At 64.1% G+C, this 17,331-nt stretch carries 14 protein-coding genes and 1 pseudogene; 4 read left to right on the forward strand and 11 right to left on the reverse strand.

The genetic code is table 11. The annotated features are described in order from the left end of the window. From B9A11_RS20695 to B9A11_RS20715, 5 genes are all read right to left on the reverse strand, one after another. Positions 1 to 353 (reverse strand): tetrahydrofolate dehydrogenase/cyclohydrolase catalytic domain-containing protein (locus B9A11_RS20695; protein WP_327442504.1); only part of this gene is annotated, 353 nt, incomplete at its 3' end. Next, positions 350 to 913 (reverse strand): sarcosine oxidase subunit gamma, encoded by a 564-nt coding sequence (locus tag B9A11_RS20700; protein ID WP_058249192.1) that lies wholly within the window; start codon positions 911 to 913, stop codon positions 350 to 352. The genes B9A11_RS20700 and B9A11_RS20695, both read right to left, overlap by 4 nt. Continuing rightward, entirely contained in the window at positions 906 to 3,851 is a 2,946-nt protein-coding gene (locus B9A11_RS20705) for a sarcosine oxidase subunit alpha family protein (RefSeq protein ID WP_058249191.1), read from the reverse strand. Before B9A11_RS20705 ends, B9A11_RS20700 begins: the two co-directional genes overlap by 8 nt. Further along, positions 3,848 to 4,132, reverse strand: a complete 285-nt coding sequence (locus B9A11_RS20710; RefSeq protein WP_058249190.1) for a sarcosine oxidase subunit delta — start codon at positions 4,130 to 4,132, stop codon at positions 3,848 to 3,850. Before B9A11_RS20710 ends, B9A11_RS20705 begins: the two co-directional genes overlap by 4 nt. 9 nt (positions 4,133 to 4,141) lie before the next feature. Then, positions 4,142 to 5,392, reverse strand: coding sequence for a sarcosine oxidase subunit beta family protein (locus tag B9A11_RS20715; protein WP_058249189.1), 1,251 nt, complete (start codon positions 5,390 to 5,392; stop codon positions 4,142 to 4,144). Between the two features lie 119 nt (positions 5,393 to 5,511). On the opposite strand from B9A11_RS20715, the gene B9A11_RS20720 reads away from it, so the two are divergent. Then, positions 5,512 to 6,468 (forward strand): GlxA family transcriptional regulator, encoded by a 957-nt coding sequence (locus tag B9A11_RS20720; protein ID WP_058249188.1) that lies wholly within the window; start codon positions 5,512 to 5,514, stop codon positions 6,466 to 6,468. A 79-nt stretch (positions 6,469 to 6,547) separates the two neighbouring features. Here the strand turns inward: B9A11_RS20720 and glnT are convergent, their stop codons facing one another. From glnT to B9A11_RS20750, 6 genes are all read right to left on the reverse strand, one after another. Further along, entirely contained in the window at positions 6,548 to 7,864 is a 1,317-nt protein-coding gene (gene glnT / locus B9A11_RS20725; protein ID WP_058249187.1) for a type III glutamate--ammonia ligase, read from the reverse strand. A 66-nt stretch (positions 7,865 to 7,930) separates the two neighbouring features. Beyond that, positions 7,931 to 9,256: an FMN-binding glutamate synthase family protein gene (locus B9A11_RS20730; RefSeq protein ID WP_058249186.1), complete on the reverse strand. Its 1,326-nt coding sequence runs from the start codon at positions 9,254 to 9,256 to the stop codon at positions 7,931 to 7,933. A gap of 10 nt (positions 9,257 to 9,266) precedes the next feature. Then, a complete protein-coding gene (locus B9A11_RS20735) occupies positions 9,267 to 9,953 on the reverse strand; it encodes a GltB/FmdC/FwdC-like GXGXG domain-containing protein (protein WP_058249185.1) in 687 nt (228 codons plus the stop codon). A gap of 3 nt (positions 9,954 to 9,956) precedes the next feature. After that, entirely contained in the window at positions 9,957 to 10,847 is an 891-nt protein-coding gene (locus B9A11_RS20740; RefSeq protein WP_058249184.1) for a class II glutamine amidotransferase, read from the reverse strand. Between the two features lie 156 nt (positions 10,848 to 11,003). Continuing rightward, complete coding sequence (locus B9A11_RS20745; RefSeq protein WP_234988923.1) at positions 11,004 to 11,618, reverse strand: helix-turn-helix domain-containing protein; 615 nt, start codon at positions 11,616 to 11,618, stop codon at positions 11,004 to 11,006. Between the two features lie 79 nt (positions 11,619 to 11,697). Then, complete coding sequence (locus B9A11_RS20750; RefSeq protein ID WP_306345517.1) at positions 11,698 to 13,029, reverse strand: ABC transporter substrate-binding protein; 1,332 nt, start codon at positions 13,027 to 13,029, stop codon at positions 11,698 to 11,700. A gap of 145 nt (positions 13,030 to 13,174) precedes the next feature. Between B9A11_RS20750 and B9A11_RS20755 the strand changes: the two genes are divergently transcribed. From B9A11_RS20755 to B9A11_RS22380, 3 genes and pseudogenes are all read left to right on the forward strand, one after another. Further along, complete coding sequence (locus B9A11_RS20755; protein WP_058249182.1) at positions 13,175 to 14,518, forward strand: NAD(P)-binding domain-containing protein; 1,344 nt, start codon at positions 13,175 to 13,177, stop codon at positions 14,516 to 14,518. A 66-nt stretch (positions 14,519 to 14,584) separates the two neighbouring features. Beyond that, complete coding sequence (locus tag B9A11_RS20760) at positions 14,585 to 16,954, forward strand: DUF1989 domain-containing protein (protein ID WP_058249181.1); 2,370 nt, start codon at positions 14,585 to 14,587, stop codon at positions 16,952 to 16,954. 62 nt (positions 16,955 to 17,016) lie between these two features. Continuing rightward, positions 17,017 to 17,331, forward strand: a pseudogene (locus B9A11_RS22380) (transposase); the annotation flags it as partial.

Here is a 17,331-nt window from a genome sequence, read left to right on the forward strand (position 1 = left end):
TTGGCCGGATCAATCGAGTTGATCACGAGGTCTTCGTTCAGGTGCTTGGGCAGGGGCAGCTGCACCAGGATGCCGTGCACCGCCGGGTCATTGTTCAGCTGGTCGATCAGCGCCAGCAGGTCCGCCTCGGAGGTGTCCGCGTCCAGCTTGTGCTCGTAAGAGTTCATGCCGACCTCGACGGTCTGCTTGCCCTTGGAGCGCACGTAAACCTGGCTCGCCGGGTCTTCGCCGACGAGGACAACCGCCAAACCGGGCGTGATCCCGTGCTCTTCCTTCAAGCGCGCCACATGGCCCGCCACCTTTTCGCGCACCGTGCCTGCAAACGCCTTGCCGTCGATAATCGTTGCGGTCATGTCTTGCTCTCCAATCGTTGACAGGTTGTCTCTAGCGCGTGCCAGAGCGCCCCCGCGAAACTGCGCATTCCCAGCACTGCAAGGCGATCTTCTGCGCGGCGGATGACGAAAACCGTCATGTGTTCCAGCCCCGTGCGCACCACGCGCCCCGGCCCGAGCGCGGCGGTGTCGATGTCGATCAGTTTCGAGAGCAGCGCCTCCAGCGGGTCCGCCCCCGCCTTGGAGGTGATCTCAAAGGCCACGAACCCGTGGGTCTGTTCCGAAACAGAAGCCTCTGTAGCCTCGGCCAAAACCAGCGCGGCCACGTCGGCCTCGGCCCGGTTTGGCAGCTCGATCATCCATTGGCCGGGTCCGGTCCAGAACGCGCCGTAATCGCCCGCCTGCACAGCGCCGGACACCTCTGGCAGGCGCATCCCAAAGGGCGCGGGCGCGGTTTGGCCCTTGCGCAGGTACAGCGAGGCAAGGCCAAGCCCGGCGTTCTCTTGGATGGTCAGCGCGCCGAACGATGTCTGTCGCGGGGCGGCATCGCCAAGGGCGGTGATAGGGCTAAGATCAGTCACGAAGGCGTCCTCCCTCGGGGTCGATGAAATGGGCAGAGACCACCTCTACGGGCACCTCTGTCCCTTCGAGCGGGTTGGCCGCCACCAGCGTCTCGCCCATCCGGGCGTCGCCGTTTTCCAAGTAAGCCAGCGCGATGTAGCCTTGCAGGTGCGGCGAATAGCAGGCCGAGGTGACCCAGCCCTGATCCGTTTCCATGCTGCGTGTCGCGCCCTGTTCAAAGAGATGCGCGCCGGATACGGCCATGGTCTGCGGCGCGAGCGATTTGAGCCCCACGAGGCGGCGCTTCTCCTGCGCGAGGCCTTCGCGGCGGGACATGATCGCGCCGATGCTGTCCTTTTTCTGCGACACCATGCGCCCAAGGCCAAGCATCTGCGCCGTCGTCTGACCGTTGAGTTCGGCGCCCGCTGCGTGGCCCTTTTCGATGCGCAGAACGCCCAAGGCTTCGGTGCCGTATGGGGTCGCGCCCAGATCCTGACCGCGCGTCATCAGCCGCTCCATCAGGGCCGCGCCGTAACGCGCCGGAACCGCGATTTCATAGGCCAGTTCCCCCGAAAAGGAGATTCGGAACAGCCGCGCCCGCAGGCCGCCGCACACCGTCAGGTTCGCACAGGCCATAAAGGGGAAGGCCTCGTTCGACAGGTCAAACCCGTCCACGATCCGCGACAGCAGTTCGCGCGATTTCGGACCAGCCACGGCGATCTGCGCCCAGGCATCGGTGGTCGAGATCAGCTGCACATCGAGGTCCGGCCACAGGCATTGATGGGCGAATTCCATGTTGCGATAGACCGCGCCCGCGTTGGCGGTGGTCGTGGTGACCACATAGTGATCCTCGGCCAAACGCGCGCAGGTGCCATCGTCGTAAAGGTGGCCGTCCTCGCGCAGCATCAAGCCATAGCGCACCATGCCAACCTTCAGCGTGCCCATCATATTGGCGTAGATCCGGTTGAGGAACTCCCCGGCGTCCGCGCCTTGCACGTCGATCTTGCCCAGCGTGGTCACATCGCACAGGCCGACGCCCGCGCGCACCGCCAGAACCTCTCGGTCCACCGTTTCGCGCCACGTGCGCTCACCAGCCTGCGGGAAATACTGCGCGCGCATCCACGGGCCGACCTCGACGAACTCTGCACCCCGGGCCTTGGCCCAGTGGTGGGTGGGCGTCAAGCGTTCGGGGCGGAAGCCCTTGCCGGTATCGCCGCCACCCAGCACACCGAGCGACACGCCGGTATAGGGCGGGCGAAAGATCGTCGTGCCGGTCTCTGGCAGGCTCTTGCCGGTCAGCTCTGCCATGACCGCCAGCGCCGAGACATTGGCCGTCTTGCCCTGATCCGTCGCCATGCCCAGCGTCGTCCAGCGCTTGAGATGCTCGACGGGGCGCATGTTTTCCTGATGGGCCAGCTTGATGTCCTTGACCGTCACGTCGTTCTGGAAATCGACCCAGGCGCGGCGCTTGCCCGGCACATGCCAGAACGCCTCCTGATCCGCAGAGGCATCCTTGGCCGTGGGCAGCGCGATGGGATGCGCGGTGATGCCGATCTCGGCCAGCGCCGCAATCGCGCCCGCCGCGCCAGAGGCCAGCGCCTGCGCCGTACCGCCCTGCCCTGCCGCCGCGCCCGCTGGGATCATCCCCGCAGGGCCGTTTTGTCCGGGCACGAAGGCAAGGCGCGCCTCATCCCAGACGGGCCGCCCCCGGTGATGCGAAGACAGGTGCACATTCGGGTTCCATCCCCCGGCCACACCCAAGGCGCCCGCATCATGCCAGCTGGACTGACCGTCGCGGGTGATTTCAATGGCGCGCAGCCCGAGGCGGCCCTTGGTGCCGGTGACCATCGCCCCGTCAAAGACCTTGTAATCGCCCTGCGCCGCCGCACCCTTGCGGGTGTCGATGACCCCCAGCAGGTTCGCGCCCTTGGCCAACAGGTCACGCGCGGTGCGGTGGCCGTCGTCGCCGTTGGTAAAGATCGCGATGGCGTCATTGCCCTGCCGCACGGGGCTTGCCGCCCAGCGGTTGGCATAGGCGCGCATGGCCCCGGCCAGCATGATGCCGGGCCGGTCGTTGTCGGCAAAGGGGATATGCCGCTCGGTCGCGCCCGCCGCTAGAACCGACCGCTTGGCCGTGATCCGCCACAGCGTCTGGCGCACGGTGCTGCCCGGCTCGGGCAGGTGATCGGACACCCGCTCCACCGCGCCAAAGATGCCATGGTCGTAGACGCCAAAGACGGTGGTGCGCGTCATGATCCGCACGTTGGGCAGGCTCTCCAGCTCTGCCTTGACGGTGGCAACCCATGCCTCGGCAGGCGCGCCATCCAGCAGGTCGCTTTCCATCAACAGGCGGCCACCAAGATGGAAATCCTCATCCCCAAGGATCACGCGCGCCCCCGCCCGCCCCGCCGTCAAAGCCGCCGCAAGCCCCGCAGGCCCCGCGCCGATCACCAGCAGATCGCAGTGCAAAAAACCTTTGTCATAGCTGTCGGGATCGGGCAGCATCGACAGCCGCCCAAGACCCGCCGCGTTGCGGATCAGCGGCTCATACAGCTTTTCCCAAAAGGCGCGCGGCCACATGAAGGTCTTGTAGTAGAACCCCGCCGCAAAGAAGGGCGAGAACAGGTCGTTGACCGCCAGTAGGTCGCGATGGAGCGGCCCGACATGATTCTGCGAGCGCGCGCTGAGCCCGTCATACAGCTCGGCCACCGTGGCGCGGGTGTTGGGTTCCTGCCGCGCGCCCTCGCGCAGTTCGACCAGCGCATTGGGTTCCTCGGACCCGGCGGAGAAAACACCGCGCGGACGGTGGTATTTAAAGCTGCGGCCCATCAGCTGCACGCCATTGGCCAGCAGCGCCGAGGCCAGCGTATCGCCAGCAAACCCGCTGTAGGCAGTGCCGTTAAAGGTGAACTTCAAGGGGCGATTGCGGTCGATCAGACCACCGGACAGCCGGGTCATTGCGCGCCCTCCCGCTTGGCAACGTCACAGGCCAGCTCTGCGCCGAGGATTTCGTGCGTGACGGTGTTGCGCGTGACCACCAGCCACGACCGGTCGCCTTGCTCATGGAACCAAAGCTCTTGGTGGACGCCCGCCGGGTTGCTTCGCTGAAAGACATAGTCGCAAAAGGCCGCTTCGGCGTCCGGGGCTTGCGGGTCGGGGCGGCGCAAAAGCTGCGCATCGCCGAGATAGGTGAACTCTTGGGCATTGCGCGGCCCAAGCAAGGGATGGGGGATCAACATATGTGGGCCTCAGTGCAGGTTGGGTTGGGCGCCGACGCCCTTTTCGTCGATGACATATCCGCGCGCGAACCGATCAAAGCGGAAGGCCCGGGCGGTCTCATGCGGTTCGTCGCGGGCCAGCAGATGGGCAAAGGCGTAGCCCGACGCGGGGGTCGCCTTGAACCCGCCGTAGTTCCACGCGCCGTTGAAATAGAGATCGCCGATGTCGGTGCGGTCGATGATGGGCGAGCCGTCCATCGACATATCGACGATCCCGCCCCAGTTGCGCAGCAGCCGTGCCCGGCCCAGCATCGGCATCAAGGCCATGCCGCCTTCGAGCACGTCCTCGACCACCGGCAACCCGCCGCGCTGCGCGTAAGAATTGTAGCCGTCCAGATCGCCGCCAAAGACCAGCCCGCCCTTGTCCGATTGCGAGATGTAGAAGTGCCCCGCGCCAAAAGTGATGACGCCCGGAATGACCGGCTTGAGCCCTTCGGAAACAAAGGCTTGCAGCACTTGGCTCTCGATCGGCAGGCGGCGACCCGCCATGGCCATCACCCGGCCCGAATTGCCCGCCACGGCGACGCCGACCTTGCCCGCGCCGATCACGCCGCGCGTGGTTTCAACCCCGGTGACGCGGCCCGCGTCCATCCGAAAGCCGGTCACTTCGCAGTTCTGAATGATGTCGACGCCGCGCATATCCGCCCCGCGCGCATAGCCCCAAGCCACACCATCGTGGCGCGCCGTGCCCGCGCGCTCCTGCATCAAACCGCCCTTGATCGGGAAGCGCGCGTTGTCGAAATTCAGAAACGGCGCCCTCTCGCGCAGGTCCGCCTGCGACAGCAGCCGCGCGCCCGCCCCGCTTAGCATCATGGCATTGCCGCGGCGGCGATAGGCATCGCGCTGCCCGTCGCTGTGGAACAGGTTGATGATGCCGCGCTGGCTGACCATGGAATTGAAGTTGGTGTCCTGCTCGAGGTTCTCCCAAAGCTTCATCGAGAATTCGTAGAATGGCTGGTTGCCCGGCAGCAGGTAGTTCGAGCGGATGATCGTCGTGTTGCGACCCACGTTGCCCGAGCCGATCCAGCCCTTTTCCAGCACCGCCACATTGGTCACGCCGTAGACCTTGGCGAGGTAATAGGCCGTGGCCAGCCCGTGACCGCCGCCGCCCACGATGACCACATCGTACTGCGCCTTGGGCTCCGGGGTGCGCCAAAGCGGCCCCCACCCCTTGTGGCCCGTCAGAGCCTCTTTGATGACCTTGAAGCCTGAGAATGTCATGCGTCCGCTCCGTTTTCTTACCCCTTTATAGGCAGGGTAAACCGGCACTCTCTTCTTGCTTTGGGTCACAAAATATCGAACATGGGACGGAAACTTATTTTCCTGACGGGAAATTGACGATGCGGAGAATCGCCTTTCTATTGATCGACGGATTCGCCTTGATGTCGACCGCCGCGGCGCTGGAGCCCTTGCGCGCGGCGAATATGTTTGCGCCGACACATGCCTATGACATCACGCTGCTGTCGTCCTCGGAGCTGCACGCGACCGCATCGGTGGGCGCGATGTTCGACGCCCGCCCTTACCACAAGGTACAGCCGCTGTTTGACCTGATTTTCGTGGTGGCGGGCGGCGATCCGGCCCGGATCAACGACCCGGCGCTGTTTGCATGGCTGCGGCAGGCGGATCGCAACGGGGCGGCGCTTGGCGGAATTTCCGGCGGGGCGGTGATCCTGGCCAAGGCGGGGCTGCTGCGCGAGCGGCGTTTCACCGTGCATTGGCACCACTACAAGGATTTCGACAGCCTGCCCGGCCCTTGGCTGCTGGAACGCAGGCTGTTTGTGATCGACCGCGACCGCTATACCTGCGCGGGCGGCTCTGCGCCGCTGGATATGATGCACGCGCTGATCGCGCGGGATTTCGGCGGCAATTTCGCGCAGCGCATTTCCGATTGGTTCATCCAGACCGAAGTCAGGGGCGCCGAAGCGCCGCAGCGCTCATCCATCGCGGCGCGTTATGGCCCGCTGCCCCTGCCTGTCGAAACCGCCATTGAACTGATGGAAAGCCATATCGCCGACCCTTTGGATCAAGAGCAGGTGGCCGAGCTGTCTGGCCGCTCTGTCCGGCAGTTGCAGCGGCTGTTCCGCGAGGCGCTGGGGCGGTCCGTCATGGAGGAGTACCGCCGTATCCGGCTGGAGACAGGCCGAGAGCTGATCGTGTCCACCCGCGTCCCGCTGGCAGAAATCGCCCAGCTGACAGGCTTTGCCACGCAGGCGCATTTCACCGATGCTTTTCGCCGCGCCTACGGTCATCCGCCCTCGACCCTGCGGCGCGCACCCGCAAAGCGCCCAAAAGGCTAGACGAAAAAGACCCGGTCAGGTGCGACCGGGCCAAGCGGGTGGCAGCAAAAGACCAAGCTGCCACCGGGGGGATGTGTCGTCAGATGTCCAGCGTATGCTGGCGTTCCCAGTTCGAGAAATGCGTCACGAAGGAATTCCATTCCTGATGCTTCATCTTGATGTAGCTGGCCGAGAAATCCGTCCCCAACATCGCCTTGAGTTCGTCATCGGCGTCAAAGCCCCGGATTGCATCGAGCATGTTGAGCGGCAGCTTTGGTGCATCCGTGATAGAGTGGCCCTCGGCGTACATGTCGATGTCATAGCGCTTGCCGGGGTCGGCCTTGCTGCGGATGCCAGAGAGGCCCGCCGCGATGATCACCGCTTGCAGCAGGTAGGGGTTGACCGCGCCATCGGGCAGACGCAGCTCGAACCGGCCCGGCCCCGGCACGCGGACCATGTGGGTGCGGTTGTTGCCGGTCCAGGTCACGGTGTTCGGCGCCCAGGTCGCGCCGGACATGGTGCGCGGCGCGTTGATGCGCTTGTAGCTGTTGACGGTCGGGTTGGTGATCGCGGCCAGCGCCTCGGCGTGCTTCATGATCCCGCCGAGGAAGTAACCACCCTGCTGTGACAAACCCACTTCGCCGATCTGACCGCCTGCATCGCCTGCAAAGGCGTTGGTCTTGCCGTCCAGATCCCAGACCGAGATATGCGCGTGACAGCCGTTGCCGGTCAGCCCTTCGATGGGTTTAGGCATAAAGGTGGCGCGCAGGCCGTGCTTTTCCGCCACGGATTTGACCATGAACTTGAAAAAGCTGTGGCGGTCGGCGGTCACCAGCGCGTCGTCGAAATCCCAGTTCATCTCGAACTGGCCGTTCGCGTCCTCGTGGTCGTTCTGGTACGGGCCCCAGCCCAGCTCCAGCATGTAATCGCAGACCTCGGCCACCACGTCATAACGGCGCATCACCGCCTGCTGGTCGTAGCACGGCTTTTCCGCCGTATCGAAGGGGTCAGAGATCGCGTCGCCTTCGGGGGTCAGCAAAAAGAATTCCGCCTCGATGCCGGTCTTGACGCGCAGGCCCGCCGCGGCGGCATCGCGAACCAGCTTTTTCAGCACGTTGCGCGGGGCTTGTTCGACCGGCGCGCCTTCCATGACGCAATCGGCGGGCACCCAGGCCACTTCGGGTTTCCACGGCAGCTGGATCGCCGCATCCGCGTCCGGCACCGCCAGCATGTCCGGGTGCGCCGGGGTCAGGTCGAGCCACGTGGCAAAGCCGGCAAAGCCTGCGCCGTCCTCTTCCATATCGGCGATGGCCTGCGCCGGGACCAGCTTGGCGCGTTGCCCGCCAAAAAGGTCAGTGTAGGAGATCATGAAATATTTGACGCCCGTGTCGGCGGCGAATTCTGCGAGTTTGCTCATCTTCTTCGTCCCTGTCTTATCCCTGTTGGTGCGGCGAGAGGGGCGGCCCCCCTCGCCTTTGCGGCGTCAAAAGCCCGGCTTGCCCGGATACCAGTTGGTGCCCGCAAGCGGCACTTGGGCCATGGCGGCGGCTTCCATCGTCAGCGCGCACAGATCCTCTGGTTCGAGGTTGTGCACGTGGTTGTGGCCGCAGGCCCGCGCGATGGTCTGACACTCCAGCGTCAGCACGCTGAGGTAGTTGCGCAGGCGGCGACCGGCGGCGATGGGATCGAGGCGCTTCATCAGCTCGGGGTCCTGCGTCGTGATGCCCGCCGGATCGCGGCCTTCGTGCCAGTCGTCATAGGCGCCGGTGGTGCTGCCGAGCTTTTGGTACTCGGCCTCCCACTTGGGATCGTTGTCGCCCAAAGCCACCAGAGCCGCCGTACCGATGGCCACCGCATCCGCGCCAAGCGCCAGCGCCTTGGCCACATCGGCCCCGGTGCGGATGCCGCCAGAGACGACCAGCTGCACGTCGCGGTGCATCCCGAGGTCTTGCAGCGCCTGAACGGCGGGGCGGATACAGGCCAGCGTCGGCTGGCCGACGTGTTCAATGAACACATCCTGCGTCGCTGCCGTGCCGCCCTGCATCCCGTCAAGGACAACCACATCGGCCCCCGCCTTGACCGCCAGCGCGGTGTCGTAATAGGGGCGCGCGCCGCCGATCTTGATGTAGATCGGCTTTTCCCAGTTGGTGATCTCGCGCAGTTCGAGGATCTTGATTTCCAGATCGTCCGGGCCGGTCCAATCCGGGTGACGGCAGGCCGAGCGCTGGTCAATCCCGACGGGCAGATCGCGCATCCCGGCCACACGCTCGGTGATCTTTTGCCCCAGCAGCATCCCGCCGCCGCCGGGCTTCGCGCCCTGCCCGACCACCACTTCGATGGCGTCGGCGCGGCGCAGGTCATCGGGGTTCATGCCGTAACGCGACGGCAGGTATTGGTAGACCAGCTTTTCCGAATGGCCGCGCTCTTCTTCGGTCATGCCGCCGTCGCCGGTGGTCGTCGAGGTGCCCGCCATGGTCGCGCCCCGGCCCAAGGCCTCTTTGGCGGGACCAGACAGCGCGCCAAAGGACATGCCCGCGATGGTCACGGGGATCTTCAGCTCGATCGGCTTCTTGGCAAAGCGCGTGCCCAAGGTCACCGAGGTGTCGCATTTCTCGCGGTAGCCTTCGAGCGGATAGCGGCTCATGGAGGCTCCAAGGAACAGCAGGTCGTCGAAATGCGGCACGCGGCGTTTCGCCCCGCCCCCGCGGATGTCGTAGATGCCGGTCGCAGCGGCCCGGCGGATTTCCGAGTTGGTCTCGTTCGAGAACGTCCAGCTCTGGCGCGGCATTGTTTGAGGTGTCTTGTCCATGTCGCGCTCCTCAGTATTCGTCGGCGTGGTCGATGTTGAAATTGTAAAGCTTGCGGGCCGAGCCATAGCGTTTGAACTCTTCGGGCTTGGCGTCTGCCCCGGCCTGCTCCAGCAGGGTCTTGAGGGTCTCAAGGTGCTCGGGGCGCATCTCTTTTTCGATGCAATCCGCGCCGAGCGATTTCACCGAGCCACGCACGAAAAGCCGCGCCTCATAGAGGCTGTCGCCCAAGGCATCCCCGGCATCGCCCAGCACCACGAGGTTGCCCTTTTGCGCCATGAAAGCGGACATATGGCCGATGTTGCCATGCACGACGATGTCGATGCCCTTCATGGAAATGCCGCAGCGCGAAGAGGCGTTGCCCTTGATGTTCAGCAAGCCGCCGTGGCCGGTGGCCCCTGCGTATTGCGAGGCATCGCCTTCGATGGTCACGACACCAGACATCATGTTTTCGGCCACGCCGGGACCGGCAGAGCCTTCGACGGTGACAGAGGCTTCCTTGTTCATGCCCGCGCAGTAGTAGCCGGTCGGCCCCTTGATGGTGACCGACAGCGGGCCGTCCAGACCGCAGGCCATGGCATGGGCGCCGCGCGGATTGGCGATGACATAGGTTTCATTGGCCTGCGCGCGCGCCGCAGCTTGCAGCGTGACATTGACGTCGCGCAGCGGGGTGGAGGTCATATCAAGCGTTGTGGTCATGGATCAGCGCTCCCAGAAGTAGACGGTGGCGGGTTCGGGTTCCCAGACGCGCGCGGCCTCGATGCCGGGCAGGTCCGCAAAGGCGCGGTACTCAGACGCAAAGGCGACGTAGTCGTCGGTTTCGGCCATCACGGCGGGCTTGCAGGCGATGGGGTCACGCACCACGCCAAAGCCGTTCTTGGTCCCGGTGACAAAGGTGAAAAAGCCGTCGAGATCCTCGATGGTGCCTTCCAGCGCCTCACCCAGGCTCGCGCCTTCGGCGATGCGCGAGGAGATATAGGCCGCGCCCACTTCGGTGTCGTTTTCCGAGCGGGTCATGACGCCCTTTTTCGCCAGCTTGCGGCGCATCTGGTTGTGGTTCGACAGAGAGCCGTTGTGCACGAGGCATTGGTCATCGGCGGTGGAAAACGGGTGCGCGCCCAGCGTCGTCACCGCCGATTCCGTGGCCATGCGGGTGTGGCCAATGCCGTGGCTGCCGCCCATCTCGCGCAGGCCAAAGCGCGCCGCCACATCCTTGGGCAGGCCGACCTCTTTGTAGATTTCCATCGACGCGCCAGAGCCCATGATGCGCAGGCCGCGCGCTTCGAGCCATGCGATGGCCTCGGCGGCCTTGGCTTCGGGCAGGGTCAGCACCGCATGGGTGTCCACCACCTTGACCTCTGGCGTCACGCCAAGCGCCGCGCCCAGTTCAGCGTCCAGCCCGGCAAAGGCGGACTGCGGTGCGTCCGATTGAACGGTGATCTTGACCGCGCCCTCTGCACCATCGCCGTAAATCGCGATCCCGGCGCTGTCGGGGCCGCGGTCGGTCATGGTGATAAGCATGTCTGTCAGCATGTCGCCCAGCTTTGGGCGCAGGTCATCCTTTTTCAGAAAAAGGCCTACGATGCCACACATGGCGTCCTCCGTAATAAGTGACTGCGCGCGATGTCGCGGCGCCTCACCTATGCCTAAGAGGAAACCTTATTTCTTTTCAAGAAAGTTTCTTGCACCACCGGAATAATTTAATCCTGCCGGGAAAGTTGCCTGTTTATTAAGCATATCCCCGCCTGCTCAGCTCGCCTGCGGGTAGGTGATGATCGAAAGATAGCGCAGCGGAAGCTCGACGATCTCTTCTGGGCCATGCGGCGCATCCGCGTCGAACAGCAGCGAATCGCCCGGCTCCAGCAGGTACAGCTTGTCGCCATGGCGGTAGTTCACCCGCCCGTCGAGGATATAGAGCATCTCGATGCCCTCGTGCTGAAACGTCGGAAAGCGGTCGGATTCGTCGGTCAGCGTCAGCAGGTAGGGTTCGACCACCACACCAGAGTTATTCGACCCGATATGGCCCAGCAGATTGTACTGATGCCCGGCGCGGGTGCCTTCGCGTTCTATTTCCGCGCCCTGCCCCGCCTTGACGTGCATACAGCCGCGCACCTCTTCGTAGCCGGCAAACAGCTGCACGATGGGCACGCCGAGCGCATTGGCGAGGGCGGAAATCGTGTTGAGCGAGGGGGAAATGACGCCGTTCTCGATCTTGGACAGCATCCCGACCGACAACCCGGTTTTCCCGGCCAGATCCGCCCCGGTCATCCGTTGCCGCTTGCGCAACTCGCGCACCTGCCGCCCGATGGCCACCTCGAGGTTCTTTTCACGATGCTCGCGCAGCGCATGTGGGTTCTGTTTCAGCTGCCCCGCCCCGGCGTCGCCCCTGTCCGGGCCTTCGGTGGCCTTGGTGTCATCTGCACGTTTGTTCAAAACTTTCCCCTCATTCCTTGGTCAGCGGATCTGCCAAAAGCGCCTCTGACAAATCTGGTCGGACCCGTTGGTGCCACAGTTGCCCAATCGCCCCCAGTTCCTCGACAAGTAGCGCCCCATGCGCCGTGAGCCAATCCAGCACAGAGCCGAACTCTTGGATACGGGCGCGGCCATCGCGCACGGCCACCACCGGCCAGTCGCCCACCAACGCGTTGTCGATGCCGTAAATCTCGGTGCCCCACCAGCGCCCCATCCCAAAGGTGTGCGGCATCACCCGCCCCCGCTTGAGCGCCGCGAGCACCGCAACGGTGCCCAGACTGTCGGCGGTTTCCACCGCATCGTGCCACCGGTCCAGGATCGCGGCATATTCCCAGCTCACGGCCGTCCACTGGCCGGGGAAGCGCTCATTATATGTCTCGTAAAAGGCTTTGGGCCTGCGAAAGAAGAACTCTGCCCCCTCAAGCCCCGGATCGTCAAAATCCGGGAATTGAAAGGTGAAGCGTTCCATGAACTCTGGCGAGGTCTGCGCGATCAGGTCGCGGTAGCCATCACAAGTGCAGGCGATCATCTCGCCTTTGAAGCCGCGCGCATAGGCCGCGCGGGTCAGCTGGTCGATCATCGGCGGCGGCGACGAGCAGAAACATAAGATGTCCGGGTCGCCCGCCAGCATCTGGTTCAGGATCTGCTCGGCGTTGCCGGTATCGGCGTCATAGCGGGTTTCGCTGACGATCTCGCGCTCTGCGACGCGGAACGCCGCGCGATAGGTGGCCAGCGATGGCAGGCCCAGCTCATCTTCTTGCGCGCAAAGCGCGACACGCCGCGCCTTGGGCCGGTGGCGCGCCAGCCAATCCACGCCGGTGACATTAAAGAAGGGATGCACTTCGGCGGGCGCGATCAAGGTCGGGTAATCCGGCGACAGGTCAGAGGGTAAAAGCGTGGCGGTCAGAACCCGGCGCTCCATCAGATAGGGCAGCGCCAGCCGCACATCGCGCCCGCCAAGGGTCAGCACCAGCCGCACCTTGTGGGTCTCCACCATGTCCCGGGCGGCGGCCAAGGCCGCTTGCGGCCCCTGCGCGCTGTCCGCTTCGATCAGCACCAGCGGCCTGCGCCGCCCGTCGATCATCAAGCCGCCGCGGTCGTTGATCCAGTCAATCCAGATGCGGCAGCCCTGAATGCCCGGCTGCCCCCAAAAGGCTTCGGGACCAGAGAACGGCACCAGTGCGCCAACGCGGATCGGCGCCTGCCCTTGAACGCCGAGTCGCGGCAGCGTCCCTGAAACTATCAACCTCTGCGCGAGCGAGGGGCCTGTCATGACGTTCAAACCTGCATAAATCTTGTGCATTTTACCCGGATTTCGGACCTCTCCGATATTCTCTTAAAGAAAATTAATTGACCAGAAGAAAATTTTTGGGCCAAACCAGAGTCAACCATGTGAACCAATTTAATGTACTGGTTCATACCAAAATCAAAGCGACAGGGAGAAAGTCATGTCTAAACGAGTTGCCATCATCGGGGCCGGTCCTTCGGGTTTGGCGCAGCTGCGCGCGTTCCAATCCGCCGCCCAGAAAGGCGCGGAGATCCCCGAGATCGTCTGCTTTGAAAAGCAGTCCAACTGGGGTGGCCTTTGGAATTACACGTGGCGCACGGGCGTCGATGAGAACGGCGAGCCGGTGCATTGCTCGATGTACCGCTACCTGTGGTCGAACGGCCCCAAGGAAGGTCTGGAGTTTGCCGACTATTCCTTTGAGGAGCATTTCGGCAAACAGATCGCCTCTTACCCGCCGCGCGCCGTGCTGTTCGACTACATCGAAGGCCGCGTCCTAAAGGCCGACGTGCGCAAATGGATCCGCTTTTCATCAGTGATCCGCTGGGTGGAATACCTGCCCGAAAGCGAGGAATTCGAAGTCACCGTGCACGATATGACCGAGGACCGCGTCTACAAGGAACGCTTTGACCATGTGATCTGCGCGTCCGGGCACTTCTCGTCGCCCAACGTGCCGGAATACCCCGGTTTCGATCAGTTCAATGGCCGGATCGTGCACGCCCACGACTTCCGCGATGCCCGCGAATTCGAAGGCAAGGACGTGCTCGTGGTCGGCTCGTCCTACTCTGCCGAGGACATCGGATCGCAGTGCTGGAAATACGGGGCCAAAACGGTCACCAGCTGCTATCGCTCTGCGCCCATGGGCTTCAACTGGCCGGACAACTGGGAAGAAAAGCCCGCGATGGAGCGTGTCGAAGGCAAGACGGTGCATTTCTCTGACGGCACCACCAAGGACGTGGACGCCATCATCCTGTGCACCGGCTACAAGCACTACTTCCCGTTCCTGCCCGACGATCTGCGCCTGAAGACCGCCAACCGCCTCGCCTCGGCGGATCTCTACAAGGGCGTGGTCTACACCCATAACCCCAAGATGTTCTACCTCGGGATGCAGGACCAGTGGTTCACCTTCAACATGTTCGACGCGCAGGCGTGGTACGTGCGCGACATCATCCTTGGCCGCATCGAGGTGCCCGCCGACAAGCAGGTGCTGATGGCCGACGTGGCCGAGCGTGAAGCCCGCGAAGAGGCCTCTGACGATGTGAAATACGCCATCAATTACCAGGCCGATTACATCAAGGAACTGATCGCCGACACCGACTACCCCAGCTTTAACGTCGATGGCGCGACCGAAGCCTTCATGGAGTGGAAGAAGCACAAGGCCAAGGACATCATGGCCTTCCGCAACAACTCTTACACCTCGGTCATCACGGGCACCAAGGCGCCGGTGCACCACACCCCGTGGAAAGACGCGCTGGACGACAGCATGGCTGCCTACCTGGCCAACTGATCCGCCCTTTCCTGCCCTGATCCGGGGGCCACCCTGCCCCCGGTGTTTTCTTCGGAGCCTTTCTTCATGTTCGATCAAATCGGCCAGCCCTTCCGCCCCGGCCCGCCCCGTCCCACCGCGCCCCGGCGCGCGGCGGCCTATAGCCTTGGCTCCAATGAAGAGCGTCACCGGGTGCCGGGGGGCGGCGCGGCTTTGCTGGAATTACGCGCCGGAGACCGGATCACCCTATGCAACAGCGAAGGCGGACAGGTTTGCGAACTTGTCACCGCGCATCCCGATGGGCGTCTGGATGGCGGCCTCCTGGATCATACCCTCGATACCAAGGGCGACGGCCTGCGCACCGCTGTGCAGAGCAATGCCCCCGGCATGGCGCGCCTGCGCCTCGGCCTTGCGCGTCGCGGCATCGACCTTGGCGGCGCGCGCGCCATTGGCCTGTTTTCTGGGGGCAGCCCCGCGGGGGACCAGGCAGAGTTTACCGCGCAAAGCCCCGGCTGGCTGCTGGTCACAGCCCCTGCCCCCACGCCCGATTTCGAGGCGCAGACCACCGCCACCCCGATCGACATTCGCCTCACCCGTGCCGCCCCGCGCGCCCTTGGGCAGTTCGCGCTGCCCGATCCCCTCGCCGACCCGGTGCAGGATCTGCGCGTGACCTCTGCCACCGCCCGCGCCTACCGCGTCGCCAAGGGCGAGTTCATCCAGATCATGGACGTGGATGGCCGCCAATGTACCGATTTCCAATGCTTCGATGCGCGCAAGGTGGACAAGGGCATCTTTCACCCGCTCGACGTCACCACGACCCGCACGATCCAGCACCACGCCTATCCCATGCCCGGCCTGCACGCGAAGTACTTTGACCACGATCAGACGCCGCTGGTCGAGGTCATCCAGGACACCTGTGGGCGTCATGACGCCTTTGCCATGGCCTGCAACGCGAAATATTACGACGACATCGGCTATCCCGGCCACGTCAACTGTTCCGACAACTTCAACCTGGCCCTGGGCCCCCACGGCATCCCGGCGCGGCCCGGCTGGATGGCGGCGAACTTTTTCTTCAACACCGCCGTGGATGAGCACGGCCTGCTGGTGTCCGATGAGCCATGGTCCCGCCCCGGCGATTACGTGCTGCTGCGCTCCCTGACCGATCTGGTCTGCGTGTCCTCCGCCTGCCCCGATGACACATCGCCGGCAAATGGCTGGAACCTGACCGACATTCACGTGCGCACCTATGGCGCGACGGAACGCTTTTCCCGCGCCACCGCCTGGCGCCCGACCCCAGACGAGGATCCGATCATGACGCGCGAAACTGCGTTTCACGAAAAATTCGCCGCGATGACCCGCGATTTCGCCGATTACAACGGCTTTTGGCTGCCCAACAGCTTTCCCGAATGCGATGCGGTGGAAAGCTACTGGGCCTGCCGCGAGGGCGTGGTGGTCATGGACCTGTCGGCTTTGCGCAAATTCGAAGTGACCGGCCCCGACGCCGAAGCCCTGATGAACTGGGTGCTGACCCGAAATGTGGAAAAGCTCGCCGTGGGTCAGGTGGTCTATTCCGCCATGTGCTACCCGCACGGCGGCATGATCGACGACGGCACGCTGTTCCGCCTAGACGAGCAGAATTTCCGCTGGATTGGCGGCTCGGACGAAGGCGGCGTGTGGATGCGCGAAGAGGCCGCGCGCCTTGGGCTGAACGTGATGATCCGCTCCTCGACCGACCAGATGCACAACCTTGCCGTCCAGGGGCCGAAGTCCAGGGAGCTGATTTCCGACCTGTTCTGGACCGCGCCCCATCAGCCCGAGCTGGCCGAGATGGGCTGGTTCCGCTTTGCCCCGGCGCGGCTTGGCGGGCCGGAGGGCATCCCGGTGGTGATCTCGCGCACCGGCTATACCGGTGAGCTGGGCTATGAGGTCTTTTGCCATCCGTCCCAAGGCGGCGCGATCTTTGACGCGATCTGGCAGGCGGGTCAGCCACATGGCATGAAACCCATGGGGTTGGCCGGTCTGGACCTTGTGCGGATCGAAGCGGGTCTTGTGTTCGCAGGCTACGATTTTTCCGATCAGACCGATCCCTTCGAGGCGGGCATCGGCTTTACCGTGCCGCTGAAATCCAAGACCGCCGATTTCGTCGGGCGCGAGGCGCTGCTCCGCCGCAAGGAAACGCCTGCGCGCAAGTTCGTCGGGCTGGAGATCGATGGCCAAAGCGCCGTGCACCACGGCGATTGTCTGCGCATCGGGCGCGCGCAGGTGGGCGAAGTCTGCTCTGCCATGCGCTCGCCGCGCAGCGGCCAATGGATCGCGCTGGCCAGGGTCGACGTGGCCCATGCCGCACCGGGAACGCCGGTCGAGGTGGGTCAACTTGACGGCCACCTCAAGCGATACCCGGCAAAGGTCGCGCCGTTTCCGCACTATGACCCGCAAAAGAGCCGGCCACGGTCTTAGGCTCAGGCCTCATCAAGATTTGAGGGACAAGGTTATGCAGGGGCGTCGTGGAGACCTGCATCATGAGCGATTTGTTCTGGCTCACAGAGGCACGGATGGCGCGTCTGCGCCCCTTATTTCCGAAGAGCCGCGGCCGCCCGAGGGTTGATGACAGGCGCGTGCTGAGCGGAATTATTTTCATAAATCGCAATGGTTTACGCTGGCGTGATGCACCACGAGAATACGGCCCGCACAGTTGAAGGGGACCGTGGCCCCAGTGGGGCCGCGTAAGCCCCGGAAACGCTCTACAACCGGTGGCGCAGGTGGAGCGAGATGGGCGTCTTCGCCACGATCCTGGTCGAGCTGGCCGATCAGGGCACCGAGACGGCAACCGTCAT

The sequence above is a fragment of the Tropicibacter naphthalenivorans genome, assembly GCF_900176475.1.
Lineage (GTDB): Bacteria > Pseudomonadota > Alphaproteobacteria > Rhodobacterales > Rhodobacteraceae > Tropicibacter > Tropicibacter naphthalenivorans.